This window comes from uncultured Rhodospira sp. (assembly GCF_937138205.1).
GTDB lineage: Bacteria > Pseudomonadota > Alphaproteobacteria > Rhodospirillales > Rhodospirillaceae > Rhodospira.
Window position 1 is genome coordinate 49,080 of sequence record NZ_CAKZOT010000040.1, and the last position, 25,109, is coordinate 74,188.

Here is a 25,109-nt window from a genome sequence, read left to right on the forward strand (position 1 = left end):
GGCGCCAGTGTGTATATCCGTTGGGCAGCAGACGTATTCCTTTTCGCCAAAAAGACCTGAACGCGCCAGCACGGGGAACCCGCCCGACGCCATGCTCGGAAGACTATGGTGTGTGGAGGGATACATGGAGTGTCCCCGGTAGCGACTCAACCCGGACCCTCGCGCCCAGGTCGTGAGCCAGCAATCCGGCATAATACCCCATGATGTTGCGCGGGTCAGAAATCAATGCACGATTGTCCAGGCCCGCCGCCAGGGCCTCCAACGGCGGCTGGCGCACCGGCGCGGCGCCGGAGACCTGAATGTCGCAGGTGCCCGGCAGGGTGCCGTTCACGGCGATCCGGTCGTGCCGGGGCATGGCTTCCAGGGCCACGACGGTCAGGGTCAGCAGCACCTGAACCATCGGCCGGACCCGCTCATCCGGACCGCTCGCGCTGACGCGCCAGGACAGCTCGGGCGCGTGCGAACCGCTTCCCATCGCCAGATGCTCGGTAAGGACGCCGCGAGCCTCGGTGGGATCGTGGCTGCGACTCGTCGGCTGTCCCAGCAGGGCGCGGCACACCCGCAAGCGGCCCGATGCGGCGGCCGCGCTGCGGCTGAGCAGGTCGATGATCTCTCCGTCCGTTTCCCCGGCGTCCTCCTCCAGCAATTCCGCCCCGGAGCCGATGGCCCCCAGCGGCCCGGCCAGGTCGTGGCACAACCGGGAACACAGGGCCTGGGCCAGCAGCACGGCATCGCGATCGGGCATGATGGTTCTGACCTTTCGAAGACCGTGGTCGAAGACCCTTGGATTAACGGGCCGGCGGCGGCGTGGCGGGGGAATAAGGGAGCGGCTTGGTATACCTGACTTTTGTGGGGTGGTATTGCCGGGCTGTGTGCGCTATGTGACAAAAGGGAGACGTTTTTCGCGCCGGCTTGGACCACCCTCGGCGGGATCGCCGCCAGGCCGGAGGTGTCGCACCACCAAAGGAGACCTTACCATGGCCCCAGACACGATGATGCTCGATTGCGATATCGTCACTCCGGGGGCCTGGGTCCGCCTGCCGGCTCAGCCGGACTGGGGCCGGGGGCAGGTCCAGTCGGTGGTCGGCCCGCGCGTGACGGTGAACTTCGAGAACACCGGCAAGCAGGTCCTGAACGCCCACGCGGTGAACCTGGATGTCATCGAGGACGCGCGGCCGCCCCGCACCTGAGGCCCGGCTGAAGGCCGGACGCGGATGCGGGGCCGCACGGCGACGCGCGCGCCGTGGTTGGGGTTCGGCCGCCATCGCGCTCACACCAGTTCGAAATCGTCGCTGGTCAGGGCGGTGTTGAACGTGCCGATCAGGGACAGGTCCGCGACAGCGTCATCCGCGTTGTAATACAGTTCGCCCTCGTCTTCCTGGTAGATGAGGTATTTCGCGGTTCCCGCCGTGTCGACCGCGTCTCTCGCCGTCTGGTCGGCGACAGAGGCGAAGTCGTTGGTGAAGGTGCCGGTCAGGCTGGCGAACGTTGCCGCGTCCAGCCTGACCAAATCAGTTCCGTTGCCGAAGTCGGTGATCGTGTCTGCGTCGCCGTATTCGCTGAAGGCGAACACATCGTTGCCCAGGCCGCCGCTCAGGGAATCGTTGCCGGCCCCGCCGGCGATGACATCGTCGTCGAACCCGCCGTCCAGGGTATCGTTGCCCGCGCCGCCGCTCAGGCTGTCGGCCCCTTCCGCGCCCGATAGGACGTCGTCGCCGGCGTCGCCCTCCAGGGTGTCGTTGTCCGCGCCGCCGTAAAGGCTGTCATTGCCAGTGCCGCCGGTCAGAGAATCGGCGCCGGTGTTGCCGGACAGGGAATCGTCGCCGCCCTGACCGTCCAGGGCATCGGCGCCGGCGCCGCCGAGCATCGTGTCCGCGCCGTCCGCGCCGATCAGGGAGTCGGCGCCTTCGCCGCCCTCCATCCGGTCGTTGCCGGCGCCGCCGACCAGGGTGTCGTTGCCCTCGCCACCGACCAGCGTGTCGTCTCCGGCGCCGCCGTCCACCTCGTCCACGCCGGCGCCGCCGTCGAGGCTGTCGTTGCCGGCGCCGCCCTCGATCTGGTCGGCGCCGTCGCCGCCGGTCACCACGTCGTCACCCTCGCCGCCCAGCAGGACGTCGTCCCCATCGCCCCCCACCAGCGTGTCGTTGCCGGCGCCGCCGTCGAGGGAGTCGTTGTCCGTGCCGCCATCCAGGGAGTCGTCGCCCTCCTGGCCGATCAGATCGTCGTTGCCGGCACCGCCGCTCAGCGTATCGGCCTCGGCGGTGCCTTGCAGGCTGTCGTCCCCGCTGGTGCCGCCTTGCCCGGTGCCGCCGTTTTCGGCCGGTGGTGCCGTCAGGCCCGCGTCCTCGCCGATCTGCAGGTAGTGCTCGAAGGGCGAATAGCCGCTGACGATCGCCTCCGGGTTGGCGGTGGCATACCCGCTTGAACTGAAAGAGGCGCTGGGATTGCGCAGCTCATACTGCCCGTTTTCGATGAAATGCTGGTACGGATTGACGCCGGCCGCCGCCACGTCGCTGTAGGTGGCGAGATAGTATGCCGCGTCGAACAGCGGGCTCGCCACCCGTCCCTCGGCATAGCCGTACTCAAGGAAATGCTTGAGCGGGTTGATGCCGGTCCCGGCCAGATCGGTGCTGTTCACGAGATAGGTGCGCGTGTTGAAAAACGGGCTGGGGTTGCGCAGCTCGTTGACGCCGTACATGGCGAAGTGAGTCAGGGGATTGACGCCGGCCTCTTCAACGTCCTGGTTCTTGTCCAGGTAATACGCGGGATCAAAAAAGGGGTTCGGCTTGCGGCCTTCATTCCATCCGTAGGTCATGAAGTGTTCGTAGGGATCCCAACCCGATGCCGCCACATCCTCGTTCTGCTCCAGGTAATAGGCCTCATCGAACAAATCGCGGCTCATCGGACATCCCCTTGACCTTGCAAACCCTTTCGGACCCACGTCCCAGGTCTCGGCAGTGTAGCGGCGCCCACTTAACCGGACGTTACGATCGGCCGCAGCCACAGTCGATGCCCCGCCCCGGCGCTGCCACATTCGGCGTCTTGAATGGCGTCAGCATGTGGGCGACAGTCCCCGGACGGCGCCCCGCGACAGGCATTGCACGGGTCAAGCACGGCATGAGGCACGAAATGGCAGCGTTCCGACGGGTCGCGAGCGGATTGTTTGGCCGGTCCGGCAACCGCTCCACCCGATCTGGCGTCGTGACGGCGGGGGCGGGCGCTCTACTTGCATTGGCTGTGACGGCCTGCCAGCCGAGCGTAAAGGTCGAGGCACCGGACAAGCCCATCGTCATCAACCTGAACGTCAAAATCGAACAGGACGTCCGTGTGCGCCTGGAAAAGGGCGTCGAGGACGTGCTGAGCAAGAACCCGGACATCTTCTGATCGGGACGATCGCGCCCGAGAGTGGGGTGCCCAACAGAGGGACGTGAGAGGGAGGCGACCCATGATGCACCGCCTGGTCACCATGACACGGCACAGCGCGCGGTCTCTTGTCGAGTGGGCCGGCGTGGTGCTGGTGGCGGGCACGCTGGCCGCCGCGCCGGCGGCGGCGCAGAGCCTGGACCAGCTACGGGCCAGCAACGCGGTGTGCGAGCGGCCGGACGGCCTCTTGCGCGCCCTCAGCTCCGACCCGTCTGTCAACCAAAAGGTGAACACGATCAACCAGGAGCGGCTGGCGACCTACGAGCGGCTGGCGCGGGAGACCAACACCACGGTCGAACAGGTGCGCGTGGTCTCCGGCGAGAAGCTGCAGGGGCGCTACGGCGGCTGCCCCTGATCCGGCCCGGCCTCGGCCACGGTGGCCTGGGGTAGGGATTCCAATACGCCACAGCGTTCCACCACTCCGCCCTCGCACTGTTCCATCAACTGGGCTAACTCGTCGCGCAGCCGGTGCAGGTGGGCGATCTTCTCGTCCACCGCCAGCAGGTGGCGCGTGGCCACCGCGTGGATGTCGGTGCATGGCCGGTCGGCCTCGCCGCCCAGCGCGATCAACTCCCGCACCTCGTCCAGCGTGAAGCCCAGCCGCCGCGCGCCGCGCACGAACGCGAGCCGGCGCAGGTGCTCCCGGTCGTAGACGCGCTGGTTGCCGCCGGTCCGCGCCGGCGTCGGCAGCAGGCCGATGCGCTCGTAGTAGCGCACCGTGTCGACCTTGGTGCCCGTCAAGCGGGCCACGGTGCCGATGTTCATGGGGCCACTTTTCCCTTGAAGCTCGAGTGACTCGAGGATCCATCGTGTGGATCCGCGAGTGAGTTTCAAGAGCGCAAAAGAGAGATCCGATGGCCGGCTGCGACTGTTCCCAAAAAACACGGTTCGAGGGCGTTTCGCGCGCCTATCGGCGGGTGCTGTTGGCGGTGATCGCCATCAACGCGACGATGTTCGGCGTCGAGATGACGAGCGGCATCTGGGCCCAGTCCATGGCCCTGAAGGCCGACGCGCTCGATTTCCTGGGCGACAGCGTCACCTATGGCCTGTCGCTGGCGGTGATCGGGATGTCGCTGCGCACGCGGGCGACGGCGGCGTTGCTGAAGGGTTTGAGCCTCGCCGTGATGGCCGCCGTGATCCTGGGGGCCAGCCTGTACCGGGTGTTCGTGCTGGCGCAGCCCGACGCGGCGGTCATGAGTACCATCGGCGTGCTGGCCTTCGCCGCCAACGTGGCCTCTGTGCTGCTGCTGATCCGGTTCCGCGAGGGCGACGCCAACGTGCGTTCGGTCTGGTTGTGCAGTCGCAATGACGCCATCGGCAACCTGGGCGTGATCGCGGCCGGCGGCCTTGTGGCCTACACCGGCACGCACTGGCCGGACCTGGTGGTGGCGTCGGTGCTGGCCGGGCTGTTCCTGACGTCGTCGGTGCAGATCATCCGCCGCGCCCTGGCCGAGCGGCGGGAGGCGGCGTCATGCGGCCTGGAGGCGGGCGCCGCCGCACAGCCCACGGCGGCGGAGTAGGTCACCAGATCACCCGCTCGCCAGCGCCGCCTTTTCCCGCCGACGCTGCACCGACGACGGGATGCGCATCCCTTCGCGGTACTTGGCGACGGTGCGCCGGGCGATGTCGACGCCCTCGGCGCGCAGGATGGCGACGATGCGGTCGTCCGACAGCACGCCCTTGGGCGGCTCGGCGTCGATCAGCGCCTTGATGCGCGCGCGCACCGCCTCGGCCGAATGGGCCTCGCCGCCGGCGCTGCTGTTGATCGCCTGGGTGAAAAAGTATTTCAACTCGAACAGCCCGCGCGGCGTGGCGATGTACTTGTTGCTGGTCACACGGCTGACGGTGCTTTCGTGCATCCCGATGGCGTTGGCCACGTCGCGCAGGATGAGCGGCCGCAGACCGGGCAGGCCGAGTTCCAGAAAGGCGTCCTGCTGGCGGATGATCTCGGCGGCCACCTTGATGATGGTCGTGGCCCGCTGGTCGAGCGCCTTGACCAGCCAGTTGGCGTTCTGCATCTGCTCGCCCAGGAAGGCCCGCACCGCCTTGTCGCCCTTGGCCGACGGCTGCACGCGGGCCAGATAGCGGCGGTTGACCAGCACCCGGGGCAGAGTGTCGCTGTTCAACTCGACCAGCCAGCCGCCCTCGGGGTTGGGGCGCATGACCACATCGGGGACGACGGTGCGAATCGGCTCGCCCTCGAACGCCAGGGCCGGTTTGGGATCGAGCGCGCGGATCTCGGCGATCATGTCGCGCAGATCCTCGGCGTCGACGCCGCAGACCTTCATCAACGCCGGCAGGTCGCGCCGCCCCAGCAGCTCCAGATGGTCGAGCAGCGCCACCATGGCCGGGTCGAGACGATTCCGGTCGGCCAGTTGCAGGGCCAGGCATTCCTTCAGCGAGCGGGCGAACAGCCCCGGCGGATCCAGCGCCTGCATCCGGGCCAGCACGGCCTCGACCCGGGACACGGGCACGCCCAGCGCCAGCGCCGCCTCCTCGACCGACACGGCCAGATAGCCGCAGGCGTCCAGGTGGCCCACCAGGTGGGTTCCGATCATGCGATCGACGGGGTCGGTCAGGTCCACCGCCATCTGCGCGTCCAGGTGCTCGCGCAGCGACGCCGGGCGGCTGAGGGTTTCCTCCAGGTCGCGGGTGTCCTCGCCGAAGTCGTGGGCGCCGCCCCCGCCGCCGCCCCAGGCCCCCATGCCGAGCCCCAGCGCGTCCAGCCCGCCGGCGCCGTCGGCGGCCGCCGCCATGTCGCCGGCGCCGGCCTCGTCGCGGTCGGTGTTGTAGTCCTGATCCAGGGGCGAGGGACCGTCGGCGCCCTCACCGGCGCCGCGGTCCACCACCACGGCCGCGTCGGCGTCGGCGCGATCCTCGGCGCGCGCCGCCGGGGCCACGAAATCGGCGCGTTCGTCCCGCTCCAGCAGCGGGTTGCGTTCCAACTCCTGCTCGACATAGGTGGACAGGTCGATGTTGGACATCTGCAGCAGCTTGATGGCCTGCTGCAATTGCGGTGTCATCACCAGGCTTTGCGCCTGCCGAAGATCAAGCCGCGGTGCCAGGACCATGTCCACCAACCCTCATGTCATGCCAACGGTGCTCGGGACCGCCCGTCGGCCAAACCGGCCGGCCCGTACCGATCACGGACCCGGCCCTAAAGACTGAAGCGTTCTCCCAAATACACCCGCCGGACACCCTCGTGGGCGACGATCTCCGACGGGCGCCCCTCCATCATAACGCGGCCTTCGTGAAGAATGTAGGCCCGGTCCACGATGTCGAGGGTTTCGCGCACATTGTGATCGGTGATCAGAACGCCGAGGCCCCGGTCCTTCAGGTGCGCCACCAGGTCGCGGATGTCGCCGACGGCGATGGGATCGATGCCGGCCAGCGGCTCGTCGAGCAGGATGAAGGTCGGCCGGGTGGCCAGGGCGCGGGCGATCTCGACCCGGCGCCGCTCGCCGCCGGATAACGCCAAGGCCGGCGTGTGGCGCAGATGCGAGATGGAGAACTCGGCCAGCAGGCTCGCCACCATCTCGTCGCGTACATCGGGGTTGCGCTCGGTCACCTCCAGCACCGCCCGCAGGTTGCCCTCGACCGTCAGGCCCCGGAAGATGGAGGCCTCCTGCGGCAGATAGCCGACGCCCAGGCGGGCGCGCCGGTACATGGGCAGCGGCGTCACGTCCTGCCCGTCGAGCAGGATGCGCCCCGAATCGGGCATCACCAGCCCCGTCACGCAATAGAAACAGGTGGTCTTGCCGGCGCCGTTGGGACCCAGCAGGCCGACCACCTCGCCGCGCCGGACGTGCAGGGAGACGTCCTGAAGGATGGGGCGCCGCCGGTACTGCTTGCCCAGGCTCTCGGCCTGCAGCGTCCCGTGCTGGGCCACCGCCCCGGGATGCTCCAGGGCCGGCTCCGCCCAGTCCTCGGCGCGTTCCATCAGACCTTGCACTCGGTCCTCCCTGGCTGCGGGCGGTCGTGTCGCCCCACGCCGCCCACCGGTCAGTCGGCGCCGGACTCCGCCTCCGGAGCGTCGTCGTCGGCCCCGTTGTCAGGACGCTGCGGCGCGATCAACGCCCGGGCGCGGGAGTCGTCGTCGCCGCCGCCCCGGAGCGTGCTGACGCCGGTGTTCAGGTCCATGACGGCACGTTCGCCGGCGAACTGATCCGTCTCGGTCGAAATGGTCACGTCGCCGTCAACCGTGGCGACGCCGGCCGCCACGTCATAGACCGCGCGGTCGCCCCGCACAACCTCCTGCGCCGTGGTGATGATCACGCCGCCGAAGGCTTCCATGCGCTCCAGCCCGTGGCCCCCTGGCGCGTCGCCTTGATCGGCGTCCCCGGTCCCCGGATCGGCATCGTCGTTGGCGAAGTAGCCGGTCAGCACGTCGGCGTCGACCGTATCGCCGTTGGCGCGCACCACGCGGGCGTCACCGCGCGCCACCGCCATGCGCTCGCCCGACCAGTATTCCAGGCTCTCGGAGGCGGTGACGGTCTCGCTCTCCGTTTCCATGCGCAACGGACCGCCGCGCACCACAAGAATGCCGGTGTCCACCTCGTAGACGGCGGTGGCGCCCGTGACGGTCTGGCCCGGGGTCTCGATGCGCGCGTTGCCGCGCGCCTCCATGCGCCAGATCTCGGTGCCGCCGTCGGCGGTCTCGCGGTAGTGCGCCACCAGGACGTCGCCCCGCACCCGGTCCTCGTCCTGGATGGCGACGGCGTTGCCCCGGGCGATGTACATGTTTTCGTCGCGGCGCCACTCGATGCCGTCGTCGGAGAACACCTCGATCGGCGCGTCGCCCGCCCCAACGGTGGCCCCCTGGCCCCAGGCCGCCGGCGCGCCGGCCGTGACCAACAGGGGGACCAACAGGGGGGCCAGCAAGAGGGCAACCGCGATGCCGCGCCCGACATGCATCATGGCGCGATGTCTCCGCCCTCGGTCAGCACCAGATGCGTCTGCCCCGTGAAGACCACGACGCGCCCACCGTCCACGATCTCGAATCCGCCGGCGACGATCTCGCCGTCCGGCCCCTGGCCGCTCACCGGGTCGGCGCCCCAGGCGTTGTTCGTTGTCAAGTCCACCTGCGCCGTCCGCGTGTGGAACTCGAAACCGTCGTCCCGGTAGAGGACCACGTTGCCGTCCAGGTCCAGCGTGCGCTCGACCTTGGAGTACAAGCCGGCGTCGCCGCGCACCGCCAGCCATTGGCCGGTCTCCAGGGCGATGTCTCCCTGCGGCTGCTGGAGAGCAACCTGGTCGGGGTTCCCGGCCTGCTCCACCGCCGTGGCGGCGACCAGGGTGTAGGGCTGGTTCTTGGTGTCCACGCCATGGAAGCGTGGATTGACCAGGGTGCGCGGGCTGGCCTGGCGCGGATCCAGGCCGGTCATGCTCACGGCCAGGCGCTCGGCCTGCGAGCGGATCTGCGGCCACGCCAGGACCAGACCCACCAGCACCAGCGCCACGCTGGGCAGCAGCAGCTTCATGAGCCGCACAAACCGCGAGTATTTCATGGCCTTGTGCACGGACTCGGGCTTGCCGGCGCCATGGCCCCGGACCTCGCCCGGCCGCGCCGCCGGGGAGGTGGGGGCCGAAGCCGTGTCGACCAGGGAAGACGGTCTGTGTAAACGATCCAGTTTCATCGCCGCGTCATCTCGCGTCCGTCGGCGCCCCCGCGCGGGCCGCGCACGCGCGCCGCCTGCCGCACCGGGCCGATCGGTGATCTGGGGGCCATGCTGATCTAGTCAACGCCCGCCCGCAACAGATCATGCATATGAATAAAGCCCACAGGCCGGCCCGATTCCACCACGAAAAGGCTCGTGATGGGGCGATCGCCACTGTTCATGACCCGCAGGGCCTCCACCGCCAGCGCGTCCGGCGCGACGCTGCGGGGGTCGCGGGTCATGATCGCGGCGGCGCTCCGCTGCACCAGATCCGGCGCCATGTGGCGGCGCAGGTCGCCGTCGGTGATGATCCCGACTAGGTGCCCGGCCTCGTCGACGATGCCGGCGCAGCCGAACCCCTTGCGCGACATCTCGATCAGCGCCTTCGACATGGGCGTCTCGCCGGCCACCAGGGGCACCTCGTCGCCCGTGTGCATCAGGTCGCGCACCCGCAGCAGCGCCCGGCCCAGCCGGCCGCCGGGATGGTACACCTGGAAATCGTGCGCGGTGAAGCCGCGCGCCTCCAGCAGGGCGACCGCCAGGGCGTCGCCCAGGGCCATCATCAAGGTGGTGGAGGTGGTCGGGGCCAGGCCGAGCGGGCAGGCCTCGCCGTGCGGCGGTAGCACCAGCGCCACGTCGGCGGCCTGGGCGAGCGCGCTGTCGGCGCGGCGCGTCATGGCGACCAGCAGAATTCCGAAACGCCGCGTGTAGGCGACGATGTCCTCCAGCTCGGGCGTGTCGCCGGAGTTTGACAGCGCCACCACCGCGTCGTCGCGGCCGATCATGCCCAGGTCGCCATGGCTGGCCTCGCCCGGGTGGACGAACTGCGCCAGGGTGCCGGTCGAGGCCAGGGTGGCGGCGATCTTGCGGGCCACGTGGCCGCTCTTGCCCATGCCGGTAACGGTCACGCGCCCCTTGCAGGCGAGCAACTGGCGGACGGCCTCGTTGAAGTCCGGGCCGAGCGATTCGGCCAGCGCGTCGAGCGCATCCCGTTCCTCGCGCAAAACCCGCCGCGCCGACACCAGGGCGGCGGAGAGGACGTCGGGCGTGGTTTCGAGCGGCGAGGGTGTCATGAAACGGTGATCTCCAGCCCGGCCGGCAGGGTCAGGCACCTTAACTTTTGGGGTCTGCGGTCGTCGTTTTCCGATCCAGGGGGCGATCCGGCCGCCAGCGGCGGATGTTGTCGGAACGCCCTACCCTTGCCGCCTCTTGTGTTCACAGGTCATCTCCGCCTGTGCGGGGAGCGTTCGCCCACGCGGTTTCATGATCCGTCATTGCGAACCCTCGTCGCCAGACGAGGGTGAAGCAATCCAGGGCGAAAAACGCAAATATCCGCCCTGGATTGCTTCGTCGCTTCGCTCCTCGCAATGACGAAGTGTGTATTCGTAAGATAGGTTGCCCTAAGGAGCAAAGAAGGGCTGGTGTAATCGAATCGCCCTGCCGTAAGTGGAGGTCTGTCATGCACCCCGGTACCGAAGCCGTTAAAAAAAACGCCGTCTCAGGTCCACAAGAAAGTTCAGTGGTCGAAGATGTCCTGATCGGCCCATCCGGCCACGTCCAGGGCGGCGCGGTGCGGCACGAAGCCGAAGCACGCCCGGGCCAGGTCCATGCGGCCTTCGCGCTCCAGCATGGTGTCGAGGGTCTCGCGCAGGCGGTGCAGGTACAGCACGTCGTTGGCCGCGTAGTCCATCTGTTCGGGCGAGAGCGTCGGCGCGCCCCAGTCGGACGACTGCATCTGCTTCGAGATCTCGATCCCCAGCAGGTCCTTGCACAGGCTGCGCAGGCCGTGCGCGTCGGTGTTGGTGCGGCACAGGCGCGAGGCGATTTTCGTACAGTAGATGGGCGCCGTCACCACGCCCAGGCGGCGCAGCATCACCGCCACGTCAAAGCGGGCGTAGTGGAAGATCTTTTCGCGGTCCGGGTCCGCCATCAGGGCGGCCAGCCCCGGCGCCGGGGTCCCGGGGTGGATCCGCACCAGGTGACACACGCCGTCGCCGGCCGACAACTGCACCAGGCACAGGCGGTCGCGCCACAAGTGGAGGCCCATGGTCTCGGTATCGACGGCCACGCTGCCGGCGAACGTCACATCGGGCGACAGATCGCCATCGTGCAGGATGATCTGGGCCATCACCTCGTTCCCTCGCCTGCCGTGGTCCGCGCGGACCACGCACAAAAAAACGCCGGACTCCCGATCGGCGCGGACCGGGCGGCGTCTGTCGTCTGGCGCGCCATCCGCGCTCACGCAGGGGCTGGCATCGTCCGAGGGATATCCGCCCGGCGGCCTTTCGCCAAGGAATATCAGCGCGTTAGACCCTGCCGTCCAAAGCGGCGTCGGGTGTAGCACCGTCAACCAGCCGGATCAAGGCCGAATTGGTCGCTCGGTTCGGACGGCGCGGCCATGACCGCGTCCAGCGTCGCGCCGTCGCGCAGGACCGCCTCGGCCGCCGGGGTGTGGGCGCCGTCCGCCGTGTGCAGCACCAAGCCCGGCCACAGCGTGGCGCCGCCCCGCACCCCGCGCCGCGCCCGCACGATCACCCGCCGGGCCGGCCGCGCCACGCCGTCGCGATCGGCCCCGGGCCACAGCGGGATCACCTCGACATCGCCGGCGTGTCCGGACAGCGCCGCCAGCAGGGCGTCCAGCCGGTCGGCGCGGTGGATGACCACCAGCCGGCCCTTGGGCCGCAGCCGCGCGAGGCAGGCACCGACCCAGCGCGCCAGCGGCACCGTCGCCGCGTGGGCGCCGGCGCGGCCCGGGTCGGGTGGCCGAGTGCCGGCCTCCTCATACGGTGGGTTGGTCAGGACCACGTCGAAGGGGCCGGGGGCCATCGCCTCCGCCGGTGCCATCAGGTCGCCGCGCGTCACCGACAGGCGCCCGCCCAGGCCATTCAGGTCCGCCGAGCGGGCCGCCAGCGCCGCCATGTCCGGATCGATCTCCAACCCGTCCACCCGCAGCGTCTCCGGCGCGCGGGCCAGCAGGCACAGCGCCGCCGCGCCGGTGCCCAGGCCGGCGTCCAGAACGCGCGCCACCCGGCCCGGCCCGTCCAGCGGCACCGCCGCCGCCAGCAGAACCGGATCCATGGCCACGCGATACCCGCGAACCGGCTGCAGCAGGCGCACGCTTCCGCCGAGAATGGCCGTCTCCTCGACCGTCACGCGCCGCCCTCGCCCTCGGTGGCCTGGGCCAGCACCCAGCGCGCCCGCTCGAAGCGATCCGCCGCCACCCACACCCGCGCCCGCACCAGGGCCACGGCGCCGCCCAGCGCGGCGCTGGTGTGGTGGTCGAGCACCGCCGGTTCGATGCCCTCCGCCCGCAGGCACGACACCAGATAGGACAGAAACACCGGGTCCTCGACCACGGTCAGTTCGCGCAGGCCGTCCATGCGTTTCCTCCCTGATGAGCGCTCACCATTGACCGCCGGTCCTTGCCGCGCCGCCCCGCCCGCCCAACGTGAGTCGAGACGGGCGCCAACGCGCTTGACCCCGCTTCGGGGCCGACCCTATGCTCCCGTCGCCCCAGCCGGCCCGTCAACCCCGACGCGGCCCGCTCCCCCGATTGTCCCGCAGCGTGGTCGCCATCGTGAACGAGTCCTCTTCCGCACCCGCCGCCGCCCGCCCGGACGGCAAGACCGCTCTCGACGCCCTTCTTGATCTGGTCGGCGACGACCTGCAGCGAGTCAATCAGGCCATCATCGATCGGATGCACAGCCCGATCGCCCTGATCCCGCAACTGGCCGCCCACCTGATCAGCGCCGGCGGCAAGCGCCTGCGCCCGCTGCTGACCCTGGGCGCGGCCAAGCTGGTCGGGTACGAGGGCGACCGGCACATCGAACTGGCCGCTTGTATTGAGTTCGTGCACACCGCCACCCTGTTGCATGACGACGTGGTCGACGAAAGCGACATGCGGCGCGGCCGCGACACGGCCAACGCCCTGTGGGGCAACAAGCCCAGCGTGCTGGTGGGCGACTTCCTGTTCGCGCGCTCGTTCGAACTGATGGTCGACGACGGCTCGCTGGAGGTGATGGGCATCATGGCCCGGGCCTGCGCGACGATCTCCGAGGGCGAGATCCATCAGCTCCTGACGGCCAACAACATCGAAACGGACGTTCCCGCCTACCTGCAGGTGGTCGAATCCAAGACCGCCGCGCTGTTCGCCGCCGCCGCCCGCGTTGGCGGCGTGGTGGCCGAGCGCCCGGAAGAGGAAAAGGCCGCCCTGGAGGCCTACGGCCGAAACCTGGGCGTGGCCTTCCAGATCGCCGACGACTATCTGGACTACTCGGCACGCGAGGCGGAACTCGGCAAGGCCATCGGCGACGACTTCCGCGACGGCAAGCTGACCCTGCCGGTCATCCACGCCATCTCGCAGGCCGACGACGAGGAACGGGAGTTCTGGAAGCGCTGCCTGGAAGACCAGGAGTTCAGCGACGACGAGGCCGAGGCCGATCTGGCACACGCCATGACGCTGCTGGACAAGTACGGCAGCCTGAAGGAGACGGTGCGCCACGCGCACGAGTACGCCGAGGCGGCGCGCCGCGCGCTGGATCCCTTCCCCGACAGCGAGATCAGGCGCATCATGACCGAGATCGTCGATTTCAGCGTCGAGCGGGCGTACTGAGCGGCTGCGATTCTTGAAGGCCACGCATCGTGACGCTATATTGTGTCATATGATGTGGAGGCCGTGGTGCGCATCGAAACGCTTGCTCAGGATGGCTGCTTCGCCCCAACCCTGATCGCGGCCACCCTTCGAACCACGAAGGAAGAGGTCGCGCAGACCGTGGGTCTTGGGCGCGATGCCCTGATGCGCACCAGTCGGATCCAGAGTTCGAAGACTCAGAAGCGCCTTCGGGAAATGGTTGAAATCCTGAATCGGGTCGAACCTCGGTTCGGCTCCGCGCTCGTCGCCTACGCCTGGTACCGCTCGGAACCGTTGGCTGGTTTCGACGGCATGACCGCCATGCATTTGGTACAGGAAGGCCGCGCGGCCGATGTCATGGACTATATTGACGCGGTCGACGCCGGTGTTCATGCCTGATGCCGGTCAAGGCCGATGCGGTATCAAGGGCTTCTGTACCGAGCGATCAACCCGATCCACGCCCGACAGCCCCTCTCAGGGGAAGGCGCGCGGCGGTACGGCGGACGCTTCAACCCGAAAGGCATGGCTGCCCTTTACACAAGCCGCAGCGTGATGACCGCCATTCGAGAGGCGAACCAGATCGGCACGCTGCAGCCCACAACGCTGGTCGCCTACGACGCCGACATCGCCCCGATTTTTGACGCAACGGATGCCGCCGCGTTGGCCGCCTTGGGTGTTGCTGGTGCCGACCTTTCTTCCGACGACTGGCGGGCCAGGATGCAGCAGGAGGGCACGGCGCCAACACAGCGCTTGGCGGAACAGCTCAAACACCTGGGCTATGCCGGACTGCACGTCCGGTCTTTCGCAAAAGGTGCTGGAGCGGAGGACCGGAACATCGTCCTCTGGACCTGGGGACCGGATCTACCGACGCGGCTGTTGCTGGTCGACGACGCCCATCGCCTGGGATGACGCTCACCGCGCCACCTGGGGCGACAACCCGTCGGTCAGGAACGCGGTCCGCGCCGCCTCCCCATACAGGGCATGGACGACGGCCCGCGCCGGGGCATCAACCGGCGTGCCGGCCCGCACCGCGACCTGAACCCGCACCGGTGGATGGGTCTCGGGCGGGAACGGCCCGACGAAACGCACGCGACCGTCCCGGCGCGCCGTGTTGGCCAGGGCCACGCCCAGGGCGGCCTCGCCGTGGGCCACCCAATCGAGCACGGTGCCCGGCGTGGGCGCCAGGGTCACGCGCCTTGAAACCCCTTCATCCCAGCCGATCGCGCGCAAAGCCTGCAAGCTGGTTTCCCCCAGGGCATTGCGCTCCGGATCGATGACCGCCAGCCGGTGGCGGCGGTCCACCCACTCTGTCAGGTCCATGCCGCGCGTCACGGCATCCGGGCCGGGGCGGTCAAGGGCCGCCACCAGCGCCAAGCCACTGATCACCAGATCCGTGGGTGGCTCCACCTGGCCGATCTCCACCAGCCGCGCCATGTTGCCGGCGCCGACGACGATGACGACGTCGTGGAGCAGCCGGCTGTCATGCGAAAGCGCCCCGGACACGTCGCCGAACTGGAGGATCAGAGAGGCCCCGGCGGTCTCCTGCAGGTGCGGCAGAAGGGTCTGCAGGGCCGCTTTCAGGGATGGATCGGCGTAGACGGCGGTTCCGGTTTGGGCGCGTGCCCCGGTCGGTCGCGTCCCCAGGGCGAGGGCCGCGCCGCTGGCGACCCACAACAGCGCGCGGCGGGAGAGGGAGCGCGAAGACGGCATCGTGCGGCCTCCGAGTGGTGGTGAGGTCGAAACCCAGGTGGACGGCATCATAGCGAAACACCACGCGCCCGTCGTCGGTGCGATGCAGACTCAACCCAAAGCGCGAGGTTCACTGCCCTTGTATCGCTTCCATGTACCGCCGCAGCACGGCGTTGATGCGGGTCTGATAACCCGGCCCCTGGCTCTTGAAGAACGCCAGGATGTCCGGGTCGAGCCGCAACGAGACCGGCATCTTGCGCGGCGGAACCAGTTCGGCGTCGCGGAACCACGCCTCGTCCAGGATCGGCGCGACATCCGGGTCTTCGCGAATGTCGCGTTCGATGTCCTCGTCCGTGACATCGTCGAGGGCATCAAGGATTTCCTGACGCGGCTTGATGTCGTCCCAACTCTTCCTGATAATGCGCTCGTTCATCTTTCCTCGCTTGGCGGACGGAAATAATGCGGCAGATACCCTCCGGCCGGATCGTGAACACTACGGTGAGAATTCTACCCTTCGCCTCGCCAATGGCAAGGAACCGATCCTCTCCGTAGTCGTGTCTGTCATCCCGGCGGATCTGTACGAACCCTTGAAACACGGCCGCGCCTTCAGTAAAGGGAAGGCCGCGTCTTTCAATGTTCGCCGTTTCCTTGCGCTCATCCCATTCGAATCCGAGCCAGTCGGTCTCGATCATGCCGTTCTCCCGCTTTCAATGAGGGTCGTTCATCCATTTCGTTTGTCCCGCGTATCCGGGGCAGTCGTGCCCCGGCCTCATTGAAGCAAGGAGTACCATCGCGTTCCGTGCCCGATCGTCCCTCGAACGTGACTTTTTTTGTAGCGACGACCTGAGCTTATTCCCAAACAATGGGCCACGAAGATCGGTCTGTCAATACACTCCGTCCATACAGCTTGCCTCCGACCCCGTCGCCGTGCATCCTCGGCGCCATGCCGACCCAGCCACCCGACCACCCCACCCTGTTCGCCCTGTCCACCGCCCCGGGTCGCGCCGGGGTGGCGGTGGTCCGCGTGTCCGGCCCGCAGGCCGGCCCCGCCTTGTGTGCTCTGACAGGGCGCGCCACCCTCCCCGCGCCGCGCCGCGCCACCCGCGCCCGTTTCCAGGACCCGGCCACCGGCGAGACGGTGGACGACGGCCTGGTGCTCTGGTTCCCCGGCCCGGCCAGCTACACCGGCGAGGACATGGCCGAGCTGCACGGCCACGGCGGCCGCACCACCGTGCGCGCGTTGCTGGACGCGCTCGCCGCCCTGCCCGGCCTCGCCCCCGCCGAGCCCGGCGCCTTCACGCGGCGCGCCTTCGATGCCGGCAAGCTGGACCTGACCGCCGTCGAGGCCCTGGCCGACCTGATCGACGCCGAGACCGCCGCGCAACGGCGCCAAGCACTGCGGCAGAAGGACGGCGCCCTGGCGCGCCTCACCGACGGTTGGCGCGAGCGGCTGGTGCGCGCGCTGGCCCATTTGGAAGCGACCATCGACTTCTCCGACGAGGATCTTCCGGAGGCGCTTCTGCCCGCCCTGCTCGACGACGTCGCCGCGCTCGAAACCGAGATCGCCGCCCACCTGGCCGAGCCGCCCCGGGGCGAACGCCTGCGCGACGGCGTGCACGTCGCCGTGCTCGGCCCGCCCAACGCCGGCAAGTCCAGCCTGGTCAATGCCCTGGCCCGGCGCGAGGCGGCCATCGTCTCGGCCATCGCCGGCACCACCCGCGATGTGGTGGAGGTTCACCTTGATCTGGGCGGCTTGCCCGTCGTGCTGGCCGACACCGCCGGTCTGCGCGAGTCCGCCGATGTCATCGAACGGGAGGGCGTGCGCCGCGCCCGCGCCCGCGCCGAGGCGGCGGACCTGCGCCTGCTGCTGCTGGACGGGGCCGCCGTCGACCCGCTCGACCCGGCGGTCGCGCCCCTGGCCGCCGACCCGGACACGGTTTTGGTTCTGAACAAGACCGACCTGCGCGGCGAGACACCGCCCCCGGCCCTGCCCGGCGGCCGCGCGCCCCTGCCCCTGTCGCTGGCCACCGGCGCCGGCCTCGACGCGCTGCTGGCGACGCTGACCGAGCGGGTGCGTACCCTGACCGAGTCCGGGGCCGGCGCGCCACCGCCGCTGACCCGCGCCCGCCATCGTCATGCCCTGGAAGAGACCCGCGACGCCCTGGCCCGCGCCATGGACGCGCCCTTGCCGGAACTGGTGGCCGAGGACCTGCGCCTGGCCGCCCGCGCGCTCGGCCGTCTGACCGGCCGGGTCGACGTCGAGGATCTGCTGGACGTGATCTTCGGTGCGTTCTGTATCGGGAAATGACCGCGTGGCTCACGCCTCCAGCGCGGCCATCAGCACCCGATAGGCCTCGCTGACCTTCTTGAACCGCTCTTCGGCGTGTTTGTCGCCGCCGTTGGCATCCGGGTGATGGCGCTTGACCAGCACCAGATACCGTGCCCGCAGGTCCTCGCGGGTGAGAGGCCAATCCAAGTCGAGGACGCGCAACGCCCGCGCCTCGCGGCTGTCGTTCGCGAACGGCGTGGCGGCCTCGCGCGCGTGGCGGGCCTCGGCGTCGCGGGCGGCGGCGAACACGCCGAGCGGATCGTCCAGCGACGCCGGATCAAAATGCCGCCCTCCGGTGCCAAGACCGCCGCCCATGCGCCAGGTGGGGCGGTCCCAGATGGTCGATGTGCGCACATGCGTTTCGATTTCATCGGCGCTCATGCCGGCGCAGTAGTTCCAGGCCTTGTTGTAGGCCCGCACGTGCTCCAGGCAGAAATGATAGTAGCCGCTGAGGGTGCGGTCCTTGGGCGCCCGGTACTCCCCGGGCTTCGTGCAGCCCGGCATGTCGCACACGGGGGTGTCCGGCGTCGCGGCGAACCCGTCCCCAAGACCGGCCATGTCGTCCAGATCAAGCAGGGGGTCCAGCCGGCGACGCCGGGCGGTGGCGGCGCTCCGGGCACCTGTCTTCCGTCCGTGTGCGACCATGATCCCACTATGGGACCGGGCCAGGGCGCTGACAAGCGTAGCTGGGCGGATCCCAGGGCTCCGACGTCGGCAGGGGGCCAGTTAACAGACGCCGCAGAGGCCCGGCCAGAGCCCCCTACGGTCCCGTGAACAGCCGGTCGTTGGCCAGCGAGGGCACGCGCCGGCGCGCCTCCGCCACCTGGGCCGGGTCGAGGGTGGCGTGCAGGATGTCGAAGTCCGCCTCGCCGGCGTCGGCCAGCACCGTGCCCCAGGGATCGACGATCAGGCTGTGGCCATAGGTCCGCCGGTCGCGCGGGTGCTGGCCGCACTGCGCCGGGGCCAGGACGTAGCAGCCGGTCTCGATGGCCCGCGCGCGCAACAGCACGTGCCAGTGCGCCTGCCCGGTCGGCACCGTGAAGGCCGCCGGCACGCACAACACCTCGGCGCCCCCCTGGGCCAGGGCGCGGTAGAGATACGGAAAGCGCACATCATAGCACACCGACAGCCCCAGCCGCGCCCACGGCAGGTCGGCGACCACCGCGCGCTCGCCGGGATGCATGGTATCCGACTCGCGGTAGCTTTCGTCGGCGCTCAGGTCCACGTCGAACATGTGGATCTTGTCGTACCAAGCGGCGATCGAGCCGTCCGGCGCGATGAGGTAGGCGCGGTTGGCGGCCCGGCCGTCACCGGTCAGGATGGCCAGCGTGCCCGCCTGCACCCAGGCCCCGGTCTCGCGCGCCACGTCGCGGAAGGCTGCCAGTGCCGGGTGGTCCTCCTCGAAACGAGCCTGGGCGAGCACGTTCTCGCGGCCCAGTTCCATCATGACCACGTTCTCGGGCAGCAGCACCAACTCGGCCCCGCCCGCCCGCGCACGGCGCACGGCGTCCAGCGCGCGCCAGATGTTGTGGTCCATGTCGTTGCCGGCGTTGACCTGCACACAGGCGACGCGGAATGGGCGGGGATCGGCGACCGTCATGACGCCATCCCGGCCAGCAGCGGGTCGAGCCCGCCCTTGGCGTCCAGCGCATACAACTCGTCGCACCCGCCCACGTGCTGGCCGTTGATGAAGACCTGCGGCACCGTGCGGGCGCCGCCGGAGCGCTCGATCATGGTCGCGCGGGTGTCGGGGTCGAGCATGACGTTGTACTCGTCATAGCCGACGCCCTTCTGCTCCAGAAGGTGCTTGGCGCGCAGGCAGAACGGGCAGATGGGCGTCGTATACATCTCCACCCTGGGCGAGGTCATGGGCGTGTCTCCGCGAAAAGGACGAGTCGTTTCGTGGGCGCATGTTGGACACCGTGCGGGACAGGTCAAGAGTCTTTGGCGGGCGGCGCCGTCATCCGCCCCCGGTCCGGACGGGTCGCCTTGATCGCGCCCAGCGCGGACGCCATATGTCGCGGGCACCGAAGACCAGGGAGTACACCGATGGCCACGCCGTACCGCGACCGCATCCAGCACCGCCTGACGGAGGGACTGGCGCCCGTCTCGCTGTGGGTGGTGGACGACTCCCAGCGCCACGCCGGCCACGGACCGCGTCGGGCGGCGCTGGCGGCACGCGGGCAGTCCCACGGGCTCCCGCCCGAGGCCGATGCGACCGAAACCCATTTCCGGGTGGAGGTCGTCTCGCCGGCCTTCGAGGGCCGCTCTCGCGTCGAGCGCCACCGCATGGTGACCGACCTGCTGCGGGATGAACTGCGGGACCGCGTTCACGCGCTGTCCATCATGGCTCGCACCCCGGACGAGGCGGAGCAGGACCGGGCCACCACGAACCGGCCGTGCTGACACCATACCGCGCGGCGGCCCGGTCCCGTCCGCGCCCAGGAGGATCCATGCTCGGCGCCATCGCCGGCGACATCATCGGCTCCCGATTCGAGGGCGGACCGCCGCCGCCCCCCGGGTTCCCCCTGTTCCACCCGGACTGTCGGTTCACCGACGATACGGTCTGCACCGTCGCCGTGGCGGCGGCGCTGCTCGACGGCACCGACATGGCGGGAACGCTACGCGCCTTCGTGCGCCGCCATCCCGACCGGGGCTATGGCGGCATGTTCCTGCGCTGGGCGCTCGACGACGCCCAGGGTCCGTACGGCAGTTGGGGCAACGGCGCGCCCATGCGCGGGGCCGCCGTCGGCTGGCTGACCGAGGAGGAGGCCGACGCGCGCGACCTGGCCGCGCTGCAGGCCAACGTCACCCACAACCACCCGGCCGCCGTGGCCGCCGCCCAGGCGGTGGCCGAGGCCATCGTGAGGTTCCGCCGCGGCGACGATGTGGCCGCCGTGCGCGACCATATCGCCCGGACATACCGCTACGACCTGCGTCCGGAGTCGGCGCTTGCGTCCAGCGGCTTCGACGTCTCGGCCGCCGGGACAACGCCGGCCGCACTGGCGGCCGCGTTCGAGGCGGAGGACTGGGAGGCGGCGGTGCGGACGGCGGTCGGCCTGGGCGGGGACACCGACACGCTGGCCTGCATCACCGGCGCCGTGGCCGAGGCGCGCTTCGGATTGCCGGCGCCCGTGGCCGCGGCGGCGCGCGATCACCTGGCCGAGGATCTGGCGATGGTGCTGACCCATTTCGAGGCGCGGGTCGCGGCGGGACCGCCGGGAACCCAGGCCGCTGGGGCCATGCACCTGCCCTCCGGCTCCGGTCCGTGAGCGCGGACGGCGGCCATACTAGGGTCCTTGGGCCGGCGCCGTGGGCGCCGGCGCAGTCGCGCCGGCCGTCCGACGAATGAGGTCGGTTCATTCGGCGGACAGGATAAACGCAAACGGGGCAGGGATGCCTCATCCCCGCCCCGATCTCGTCCGGTGCCGGCGACCCACGGCGGCCGCCCCGACTGGTCGCCCCTACTTCGGGGCCATGATCATGATCATCTGGCGGCCTTCCATCTTCGGCAACTGTTCGACCTTGGCCAGGTCCGCCATGTCGTCGCGCACGCGGATCAGCACCTTCATGCCGAGGTCCTGGTGCGCCATCTCGCGGCCACGGAAGCGCAGAGTCACCTTGACCTTGTCGCCTTCGGACAAGAACTTGTGGCAGTTCTTCATCTTCACGACATAGTCGTGCTCATCGATGTTCGGCCGGAGCTTGATCTCCTTGACCTCGATGACCTTCTGGCGCTTCTTGGCCTCGTTCTTCTTCTTTTGGTTTTCGTATTTGAACTTGCCGTAGTCGAGAATCTTGCACACGGGCGGGTCGGCGTTGGGCGAGATCTCGACCAGATCCAGCCCGGCCTCCTCGGCCTGGTTCAAGGCGTCGCGAATGGCGACGACCCCGACGTTTTCCCCTTCGGCGTCGATCAGTCGCACCTGCGGAACCCTGATCGCATCATTGACGCGCGGCCCGTCGCGGGTCGGTGGCGCCGTCATCGGTGGCCTAGCTATGGGATGCCTCTTCCGTTGTTATCAAAGTCCGTTGTTGTCACGTCCCGGGGGCAGGCCGACACCGGCCCGGTTCCCCCGTTCTCCCCCGTCGAACCCCGATGGGACCCGCCCCGCCGCGGCCGTGCCACGCCGTGACACGCCACCATCGCGAACCGGGTCCAACCGGTCACGCCACCCGTTCGACCTGCTCCGCGCCCTCGGGCGCGACGGTTCCCCGCAGGTCGGGTGGCAACGACTCGTCTTTAAGTGTATTCAGCGCATCCGCGAGCGCAAGCACTTCCTGACTGGCCCCGCCCAGGCGCCGCAGCGCCACCGTGCGCTCCTCGGCCTCGCGCTTGCCGACCACGGCGATCACCGGCACCTTGGCGTTGGAGTGCTCGCGGACCTTGTAGTTGATCTTTTCGTTGCGCAGGTCGACCTCCGCCCGCAGCCCGGCTGCCCTCAGGGCGGCGGCGACGTCCACGGCATACGCATCGGCCTCGCCGGTGATGGTGGCCACCACCACCTGCACCGGCGCCAGCCACATTGGGAACTTGCCGGCGTGATGCTCGATCAGCACGCCGGTGAAGCGTTCCAGCGAGCCGAACATGGCGCGGTGGATCATCACCGGCACGTGACGGTCGCCGTCGGCGCCGACATAGCTGGCGTCGAAGCGGCCCGGCAGGTTGAAGTCCACCTGCACCGTACCGCACTGCCAGTCGCGGCCGATGGCGTCGCGCAGCACGTATTCCAGCTTCGGCCCGTAGAACACGCCCTCGCCGGGGTTGACCGACGCCTTGATGCGGCCGTGACCCTCGCGGACCACCTCGTCGAGCACGCCTTGCAGCGCCGCCTCGGCCGCGTCCCACAGCGCGTCCGAGCCGACTCGCTTCTCCGGCCGCGTCGCCAGCTTGATGGTCAGGTCCTCGAACCCGAAATCTCGGTACAGGCCGAGGATCAGGCTGTTGAGCTTCAGGCACTCCTCGCGCAACTGGTCCGGCGTGCAGAACACGTGCGCATCGTCCTGGGTGAAGCTGCGCACGCGCAGCAGGCCGTGCAGCGCCCCCGAGGGTTCATACCGGTGCACCTTGCCGAACTCGGCGATCTTCAGCGGCAGCTCCCGGTAGCTGCGCAGGGCGTTCTTGTAGATAGCGAAGTGCCCGGGGCAGTTCATGGGCTTGAGCGCGAAGTCGCGCTCGTCCTCGGTCTTGGTCGTGAACATGTTCTGGCGGTAGTTCTGCCAGTGACCCGAGACCTCCCACAGGCTGCGGTCCATCATGTCCGGCGTGTTGACCTCGACGAAGCCGGCCTCCGCCTGGCGCCGCCGCACGAACGTGATCAGCGTCTGGAACAGCGTCCAGCCCTTGGGGTGCCAGAACACCGAGCCGGGGGCGTAGTCCTCGAAGTGGAACAGGTCCATCTCGCGGCCCAGGCGGCGGTGGTCGCGCTTTTCCGCCTCCTCCAGCATGTGGAGGTAGTCCTTGAGCTGCTTGTCCGTGGCCCAGGCCGTGCCGTAGATGCGTTGCAGCATGGGGTTGCGCGAGTCGCCGCGCCAGTAGGCGCCGGCCAGCTTGGTCAGCTTGAACGCCGTGCCCAGCTTGCCGGTGGACGGCAGGTGCGGCCCCCGGCACAGGTCGAGCCAGTCGCCCTGGCGGTAGACCGTGATGGGCTCGTGTTCGGGCAGGTCGGCGATGATCTCGGCCTTGTACTGCTCGCCGATCTCCTGGAAGTGGGCGATGGCCTCGTCGCGGTCCCAGACCTCGCGCACGATCGCCTCGTCGCGGGCGACGATGTCACGCATTCGCGCCTCGATCTTGTCCAGGTCGTCGGGCGTGAACGGCTCGGCGCGGGCGAAGTCGTAGTAGAAGCCGTTCTCGATCGCCGGGCCGATGGTCACCTGGGTGCCGGGATAGAGCTCCTGCACCGCCTCGGCCATCACATGAGCGGCGTCGTGGCGGATCAGGTCCAGCGCGGCCGCTTCGTCCTTGGCCGTGATCAGGGCGACCGAGGCGTCGGCCTCGATGGGGCGGGTCAGGTCCCACATCTCGCCGTCGACCGTGCAGGCGAGCGCCGCCTTGGCGAGGCCGGGGCCGATGTCCTTGGCGATGTCCAGGCCCGTGACCGGGCCGTCGTACTGGCGTTGACTGCCGTCGGGCAGCGTGATGGCAACCATGGGGGTCAGACCTTCAGATGGGGCGGCCGGCCGGACGATCCATCCCCCCGGCGCGGGACGGGACGGGGCGGGACGACGGCGCGCGCGGTCGCGGTGTTGAGCAGGAGGGTGAGGACCCCTGGAAGGCCGGCGGCGCGGCGGCGCGTCGCCCAAGGACCTGGGGTCCGGGTGTGACGCCTTACCCCCACACGGGGGTTCGCCGCGAGGCGCGCGTCACCCCCACGCCGCCGGTGAGGGCGCGTGCAACTGGGCGGAAGCTGTCGGCGACGGGCGCGATCATCATCGTTGGGCGTCAGGCGTTGGGCGTCACGAACCGGTAAAACGTTGGGGCCCCCGGGACCACCCGCGAGCCTCCCCCCACATTAGGCCCCAGGCCGGCGATGTCAAGGTAACGCGGACCGCGCCGCCGCGATGGCCGGAGTCGATGGGGGCGGAATGGCGACGACCGTGCCGCAGGTGTCGCACAGGGCTGAGAGGAGGTTTGGCACGCCCGTGCGCCGAGTCATGCGATTGTCGCCGCTGCGGTGACTGAACCTGATTGGATAGGGCCACGGTCGGCATCTTTTTAAAGCGAATGGGCCGAAGCCTGCTTCGTCGACGACCACACGGTGTTCGGCCCTATCCAAAATGGATGTATTGAATCTGTGGGCGTGAAATGATAGTGCTTCCCGCGATGAATGGGGCCTCCTATATAAAGGTGTCTCGTGCCTGCGTTCCATCCTTTACGTATAGGGGTGCTCTCCCTTGCCCTGACGTTGGTCGGGTTGCTTGCCACCCCAGTTCGAGCAGACTCCCAACGCCATGCCCTGGTCATTGGCAACAGCGCCTACGACATGGGGGCGCTGCAGAACCCGGCCAATGATGCACGAATTGTGGCGGAAACGTTGGAGGCGGCTGGCTTCAAGGTCGTTGTGGAAACTGACCTGAACCAAAGACGCATGAAGGAAGCGATCCGAGATTTTGGAGATCGCCTAACCGCTTCCGGGGACGACTCCATAGGATTGTTTTACTACGCTGGCCACGGTATGCAAATCGGCGGAACAAATTACCTTATTCCTGTTGGTGCTGGAGCAAAGATAAGACGAGAACCTGATGTAGATATCGAGGCTGTCGACGCCGCTGCGGTGCTCTCAGTTATGGAATATGCCGGGAATAGACTAAACATAGTCATACTTGACGCCTGTCGCAACAATCCCTTTCATCGCGGTTTTCGTTCAATATCTCATGG

General features: G+C 69.0%; 30 protein-coding genes. 11 read left to right on the top strand and 19 right to left on the bottom strand.

The genetic code is table 11. The annotated features are described in order from the left end of the window. Nucleotides 1-103 precede the first annotated feature (103 nt). Nucleotides 104-745, bottom strand: coding sequence for a histidine phosphotransferase family protein (locus tag Q0309_RS04480; protein ID WP_299437899.1), 642 nt, complete (start codon nucleotides 743-745; stop codon nucleotides 104-106). 232 nt (nucleotides 746-977) lie between these two features. On the opposite strand from Q0309_RS04480, the gene Q0309_RS04485 reads away from it, so the two are divergent. Beyond that, a complete protein-coding gene (locus Q0309_RS04485; protein WP_299437901.1) occupies nucleotides 978-1,190 on the top strand; it encodes a DUF3553 domain-containing protein in 213 nt (70 codons plus the stop codon). An 80-nt stretch (nucleotides 1,191-1,270) separates the two neighbouring features. Here Q0309_RS04485 and Q0309_RS04490 read toward each other — a convergent pair whose 3' ends face one another. Next, entirely contained in the window at nucleotides 1,271-2,902 is a 1,632-nt protein-coding gene (locus Q0309_RS04490; protein WP_299437903.1) for a calcium-binding protein, read from the bottom strand. A 227-nt stretch (nucleotides 2,903-3,129) separates the two neighbouring features. Here Q0309_RS04490 and Q0309_RS04495 point away from each other — a divergent pair, with 227 nt between their 5' ends. After that, entirely contained in the window at nucleotides 3,130-3,384 is a 255-nt protein-coding gene (locus Q0309_RS04495; protein WP_299437905.1) for a YnbE family lipoprotein, read from the top strand. A 61-nt stretch (nucleotides 3,385-3,445) separates the two neighbouring features. After that, nucleotides 3,446-3,778 carry a DUF1318 domain-containing protein gene (locus Q0309_RS04500; RefSeq protein ID WP_299437907.1) on the top strand — a complete coding sequence of 111 codons (333 nt, stop codon included), beginning with the start codon at nucleotides 3,446-3,448 and terminating at the stop codon, nucleotides 3,776-3,778. Here Q0309_RS04500 and Q0309_RS04505 read toward each other — a convergent pair. Continuing rightward, on the bottom strand, nucleotides 3,760-4,188 hold the full coding sequence (locus tag Q0309_RS04505) for a helix-turn-helix domain-containing protein (RefSeq protein ID WP_299437909.1): 429 nt from the start codon (nucleotides 4,186-4,188) through the stop codon (nucleotides 3,760-3,762). The two genes, Q0309_RS04500 and Q0309_RS04505, sit on opposite strands and share 19 nt — an antisense overlap. Before the next feature lie 89 nt (nucleotides 4,189-4,277). Here Q0309_RS04505 and Q0309_RS04510 point away from each other — a divergent pair, with 89 nt between their 5' ends. Continuing rightward, nucleotides 4,278-4,943: a cation transporter gene (locus tag Q0309_RS04510; RefSeq protein WP_299437911.1), complete on the top strand. Its 666-nt coding sequence runs from the start codon at nucleotides 4,278-4,280 to the stop codon at nucleotides 4,941-4,943. A 9-nt stretch (nucleotides 4,944-4,952) separates the two neighbouring features. Here the strand turns inward: Q0309_RS04510 and rpoN are convergent, their stop codons facing one another. From rpoN to Q0309_RS04550, 8 genes are all read right to left on the bottom strand, one after another. Continuing rightward, nucleotides 4,953-6,494 (bottom strand): RNA polymerase factor sigma-54, encoded by a 1,542-nt coding sequence (gene rpoN, locus Q0309_RS04515; RefSeq protein WP_299437913.1) that lies wholly within the window; start codon nucleotides 6,492-6,494, stop codon nucleotides 4,953-4,955. Between the two features lie 86 nt (nucleotides 6,495-6,580). Next, nucleotides 6,581-7,363, bottom strand: coding sequence for an LPS export ABC transporter ATP-binding protein (gene lptB, locus Q0309_RS04520; RefSeq protein ID WP_299437959.1), 783 nt, complete (start codon nucleotides 7,361-7,363; stop codon nucleotides 6,581-6,583). 62 nt (nucleotides 7,364-7,425) lie between these two features. Next, nucleotides 7,426-8,340 carry a hypothetical protein gene (locus tag Q0309_RS04525; protein WP_299437915.1) on the bottom strand — a complete coding sequence of 305 codons (915 nt, stop codon included), beginning with the start codon at nucleotides 8,338-8,340 and terminating at the stop codon, nucleotides 7,426-7,428. Further along, nucleotides 8,337-9,059 carry an LPS export ABC transporter periplasmic protein LptC gene (gene lptC / locus Q0309_RS04530; protein WP_299437917.1) on the bottom strand — a complete coding sequence of 241 codons (723 nt, stop codon included), beginning with the start codon at nucleotides 9,057-9,059 and terminating at the stop codon, nucleotides 8,337-8,339. The genes Q0309_RS04525 and lptC overlap by 4 nt, the downstream gene beginning before the upstream one ends. Before the next feature lie 98 nt (nucleotides 9,060-9,157). Further along, nucleotides 9,158-10,153 (bottom strand): KpsF/GutQ family sugar-phosphate isomerase, encoded by a 996-nt coding sequence (locus Q0309_RS04535; RefSeq protein ID WP_299437919.1) that lies wholly within the window; start codon nucleotides 10,151-10,153, stop codon nucleotides 9,158-9,160. A 443-nt stretch (nucleotides 10,154-10,596) separates the two neighbouring features. Then, on the bottom strand, nucleotides 10,597-11,208 hold the full coding sequence (locus Q0309_RS04540; protein ID WP_299437921.1) for a ribonuclease D: 612 nt from the start codon (nucleotides 11,206-11,208) through the stop codon (nucleotides 10,597-10,599). A 218-nt stretch (nucleotides 11,209-11,426) separates the two neighbouring features. Beyond that, the gene (locus tag Q0309_RS04545; RefSeq protein WP_299437923.1) at nucleotides 11,427-12,233 is read right to left on the bottom strand and encodes a methyltransferase domain-containing protein; all 807 of its coding nucleotides are present in this window, start codon (nucleotides 12,231-12,233) and stop codon (nucleotides 11,427-11,429) included. Beyond that, on the bottom strand, nucleotides 12,230-12,460 hold the full coding sequence (locus tag Q0309_RS04550; protein WP_299437925.1) for a DUF2007 domain-containing protein: 231 nt from the start codon (nucleotides 12,458-12,460) through the stop codon (nucleotides 12,230-12,232). Before Q0309_RS04550 ends, Q0309_RS04545 begins: the two co-directional genes overlap by 4 nt. A gap of 194 nt (nucleotides 12,461-12,654) precedes the next feature. Here Q0309_RS04550 and Q0309_RS04555 point away from each other — a divergent pair, with 194 nt between their 5' ends. The 3 genes from Q0309_RS04555 (at nucleotide 12,655) to Q0309_RS04565 (ending at nucleotide 14,619) form a co-directional block, all read left to right on the top strand. Beyond that, complete coding sequence (locus Q0309_RS04555; protein WP_299437960.1) at nucleotides 12,655-13,692, top strand: polyprenyl synthetase family protein; 1,038 nt, start codon at nucleotides 12,655-12,657, stop codon at nucleotides 13,690-13,692. Between the two features lie 63 nt (nucleotides 13,693-13,755). Continuing rightward, nucleotides 13,756-14,109, top strand: coding sequence for an antitoxin Xre/MbcA/ParS toxin-binding domain-containing protein (locus Q0309_RS04560; protein ID WP_299437927.1), 354 nt, complete (start codon nucleotides 13,756-13,758; stop codon nucleotides 14,107-14,109). Nucleotides 14,110-14,124: 15 nt separating this feature from the next. Then, complete coding sequence (locus tag Q0309_RS04565; protein ID WP_299437929.1) at nucleotides 14,125-14,619, top strand: RES domain-containing protein; 495 nt, start codon at nucleotides 14,125-14,127, stop codon at nucleotides 14,617-14,619. Nucleotides 14,620-14,622: 3 nt separating this feature from the next. On the opposite strand, the gene Q0309_RS04570 is transcribed toward Q0309_RS04565, so the two are convergent. The 3 genes from Q0309_RS04570 to Q0309_RS04580 form a co-directional block, all read right to left on the bottom strand. Continuing rightward, a complete protein-coding gene (locus Q0309_RS04570) occupies nucleotides 14,623-15,420 on the bottom strand; it encodes a substrate-binding domain-containing protein (RefSeq protein WP_299437931.1) in 798 nt (265 codons plus the stop codon). 109 nt (nucleotides 15,421-15,529) lie between these two features. Then, nucleotides 15,530-15,832: a BrnA antitoxin family protein gene (locus tag Q0309_RS04575; protein ID WP_299437933.1), complete on the bottom strand. Its 303-nt coding sequence runs from the start codon at nucleotides 15,830-15,832 to the stop codon at nucleotides 15,530-15,532. Next, nucleotides 15,771-16,091 (bottom strand): BrnT family toxin, encoded by a 321-nt coding sequence (locus Q0309_RS04580; protein ID WP_299437935.1) that lies wholly within the window; start codon nucleotides 16,089-16,091, stop codon nucleotides 15,771-15,773. The genes Q0309_RS04575 and Q0309_RS04580 overlap by 62 nt, the downstream gene beginning before the upstream one ends. A gap of 251 nt (nucleotides 16,092-16,342) precedes the next feature. On the opposite strand from Q0309_RS04580, the gene mnmE reads away from it, so the two are divergent. After that, the gene (gene mnmE, locus Q0309_RS04585; protein ID WP_299437938.1) at nucleotides 16,343-17,707 is read left to right on the top strand and encodes a tRNA uridine-5-carboxymethylaminomethyl(34) synthesis GTPase MnmE; all 1,365 of its coding nucleotides are present in this window, start codon (nucleotides 16,343-16,345) and stop codon (nucleotides 17,705-17,707) included. Nucleotides 17,708-17,716: 9 nt separating this feature from the next. Here the strand turns inward: mnmE and Q0309_RS04590 are convergent, their stop codons facing one another. The 3 genes from Q0309_RS04590 to grxC form a co-directional block, all read right to left on the bottom strand. Further along, entirely contained in the window at nucleotides 17,717-18,373 is a 657-nt protein-coding gene (locus tag Q0309_RS04590) for a J domain-containing protein (protein WP_299437940.1), read from the bottom strand. Between the two features lie 115 nt (nucleotides 18,374-18,488). Further along, on the bottom strand, nucleotides 18,489-19,328 hold the full coding sequence (locus Q0309_RS04595; protein WP_299437942.1) for a carbon-nitrogen hydrolase family protein: 840 nt from the start codon (nucleotides 19,326-19,328) through the stop codon (nucleotides 18,489-18,491). Continuing rightward, a complete protein-coding gene (gene grxC / locus Q0309_RS04600; protein ID WP_299437944.1) occupies nucleotides 19,325-19,597 on the bottom strand; it encodes a glutaredoxin 3 in 273 nt (90 codons plus the stop codon). The genes Q0309_RS04595 and grxC overlap by 4 nt, the downstream gene beginning before the upstream one ends. Before the next feature lie 180 nt (nucleotides 19,598-19,777). Between grxC and Q0309_RS04605 the strand changes: the two genes are divergently transcribed. After that, nucleotides 19,778-20,134, top strand: a complete 357-nt coding sequence (locus Q0309_RS04605) for a BolA family transcriptional regulator (protein ID WP_299437946.1) — start codon at nucleotides 19,778-19,780, stop codon at nucleotides 20,132-20,134. A gap of 47 nt (nucleotides 20,135-20,181) precedes the next feature. Then, a complete protein-coding gene (locus Q0309_RS04610; RefSeq protein ID WP_299437948.1) occupies nucleotides 20,182-21,000 on the top strand; it encodes an ADP-ribosylglycohydrolase family protein in 819 nt (272 codons plus the stop codon). Between the two features lie 192 nt (nucleotides 21,001-21,192). Here the strand turns inward: Q0309_RS04610 and infC are convergent, their stop codons facing one another. Both infC and thrS read right to left on the bottom strand, forming a co-directional pair. Then, nucleotides 21,193-21,714: a translation initiation factor IF-3 gene (gene infC / locus Q0309_RS04615; RefSeq protein WP_299437951.1), complete on the bottom strand. Its 522-nt coding sequence runs from the start codon at nucleotides 21,712-21,714 to the stop codon at nucleotides 21,193-21,195. 181 nt (nucleotides 21,715-21,895) lie between these two features. Next, entirely contained in the window at nucleotides 21,896-23,881 is a 1,986-nt protein-coding gene (gene thrS / locus Q0309_RS04620) for a threonine--tRNA ligase (protein ID WP_299437953.1), read from the bottom strand. Between the two features lie 704 nt (nucleotides 23,882-24,585). Here thrS and Q0309_RS04625 point away from each other — a divergent pair. Beyond that, nucleotides 24,586-25,109 (top strand): caspase family protein (locus tag Q0309_RS04625; protein WP_299437955.1); only part of this gene is annotated, 524 nt, incomplete at its 3' end.

Coding starts and splice junctions, on each gene's coding strand:
- Q0309_RS04525 (WP_299437915.1), bottom strand. CDS start 8,340: ATGATGCATGTCGGGCGCGGCATCGCGGTTGCCCTCTTGCTGGCCCCC.
- mnmE (WP_299437938.1), top strand. CDS start 16,343: ATGCCGACCCAGCCACCCGACCACCCCACCCTGTTCGCCCTGTCCACC.
- Q0309_RS04590 (WP_299437940.1), bottom strand. CDS start 18,373: ATGGTCGCACACGGACGGAAGACAGGTGCCCGGAGCGCCGCCACCGCC.
- infC (WP_299437951.1), bottom strand. CDS start 21,714: ATGACGGCGCCACCGACCCGCGACGGGCCGCGCGTCAATGATGCGATC.
- Q0309_RS04510 (WP_299437911.1), top strand. CDS start 4,278: ATGGCCGGCTGCGACTGTTCCCAAAAAACACGGTTCGAGGGCGTTTCG.
- Q0309_RS04535 (WP_299437919.1), bottom strand. CDS start 10,153: ATGACACCCTCGCCGCTCGAAACCACGCCCGACGTCCTCTCCGCCGCC.
- Q0309_RS04580 (WP_299437935.1), bottom strand. CDS start 16,091: ATGATCGAGACCGACTGGCTCGGATTCGAATGGGATGAGCGCAAGGAA.
- Q0309_RS04610 (WP_299437948.1), top strand. CDS start 20,182: ATGCTCGGCGCCATCGCCGGCGACATCATCGGCTCCCGATTCGAGGGC.
- thrS (WP_299437953.1), bottom strand. CDS start 23,881: ATGGTTGCCATCACGCTGCCCGACGGCAGTCAACGCCAGTACGACGGC.
- grxC (WP_299437944.1), bottom strand. CDS start 19,597: ATGACCTCGCCCAGGGTGGAGATGTATACGACGCCCATCTGCCCGTTC.
- Q0309_RS04480 (WP_299437899.1), bottom strand. CDS start 745: ATGCCCGATCGCGATGCCGTGCTGCTGGCCCAGGCCCTGTGTTCCCGG.
- rpoN (WP_299437913.1), bottom strand. CDS start 6,494: ATGGTCCTGGCACCGCGGCTTGATCTTCGGCAGGCGCAAAGCCTGGTG.
- Q0309_RS04575 (WP_299437933.1), bottom strand. CDS start 15,832: ATGAACGAGCGCATTATCAGGAAGAGTTGGGACGACATCAAGCCGCGT.
- Q0309_RS04485 (WP_299437901.1), top strand. CDS start 978: ATGGCCCCAGACACGATGATGCTCGATTGCGATATCGTCACTCCGGGG.
- Q0309_RS04540 (WP_299437921.1), bottom strand. CDS start 11,208: ATGGCCCAGATCATCCTGCACGATGGCGATCTGTCGCCCGATGTGACG.
- Q0309_RS04550 (WP_299437925.1), bottom strand. CDS start 12,460: ATGGACGGCCTGCGCGAACTGACCGTGGTCGAGGACCCGGTGTTTCTG.
- Q0309_RS04595 (WP_299437942.1), bottom strand. CDS start 19,328: ATGACGGTCGCCGATCCCCGCCCATTCCGCGTCGCCTGTGTGCAGGTC.
- Q0309_RS04605 (WP_299437946.1), top strand. CDS start 19,778: ATGGCCACGCCGTACCGCGACCGCATCCAGCACCGCCTGACGGAGGGA.
- lptB (WP_299437959.1), bottom strand. CDS start 7,363: ATGGAACGCGCCGAGGACTGGGCGGAGCCGGCCCTGGAGCATCCCGGG.
- Q0309_RS04490 (WP_299437903.1), bottom strand. CDS start 2,902: ATGAGCCGCGATTTGTTCGATGAGGCCTATTACCTGGAGCAGAACGAG.
- Q0309_RS04570 (WP_299437931.1), bottom strand. CDS start 15,420: ATGCCGTCTTCGCGCTCCCTCTCCCGCCGCGCGCTGTTGTGGGTCGCC.
- Q0309_RS04565 (WP_299437929.1), top strand. CDS start 14,125: ATGCGGTATCAAGGGCTTCTGTACCGAGCGATCAACCCGATCCACGCC.
- Q0309_RS04505 (WP_299437909.1), bottom strand. CDS start 4,188: ATGAACATCGGCACCGTGGCCCGCTTGACGGGCACCAAGGTCGACACG.
- lptC (WP_299437917.1), bottom strand. CDS start 9,059: ATGAAACTGGATCGTTTACACAGACCGTCTTCCCTGGTCGACACGGCT.
- Q0309_RS04495 (WP_299437905.1), top strand. CDS start 3,130: ATGGCAGCGTTCCGACGGGTCGCGAGCGGATTGTTTGGCCGGTCCGGC.
- Q0309_RS04500 (WP_299437907.1), top strand. CDS start 3,446: ATGATGCACCGCCTGGTCACCATGACACGGCACAGCGCGCGGTCTCTT.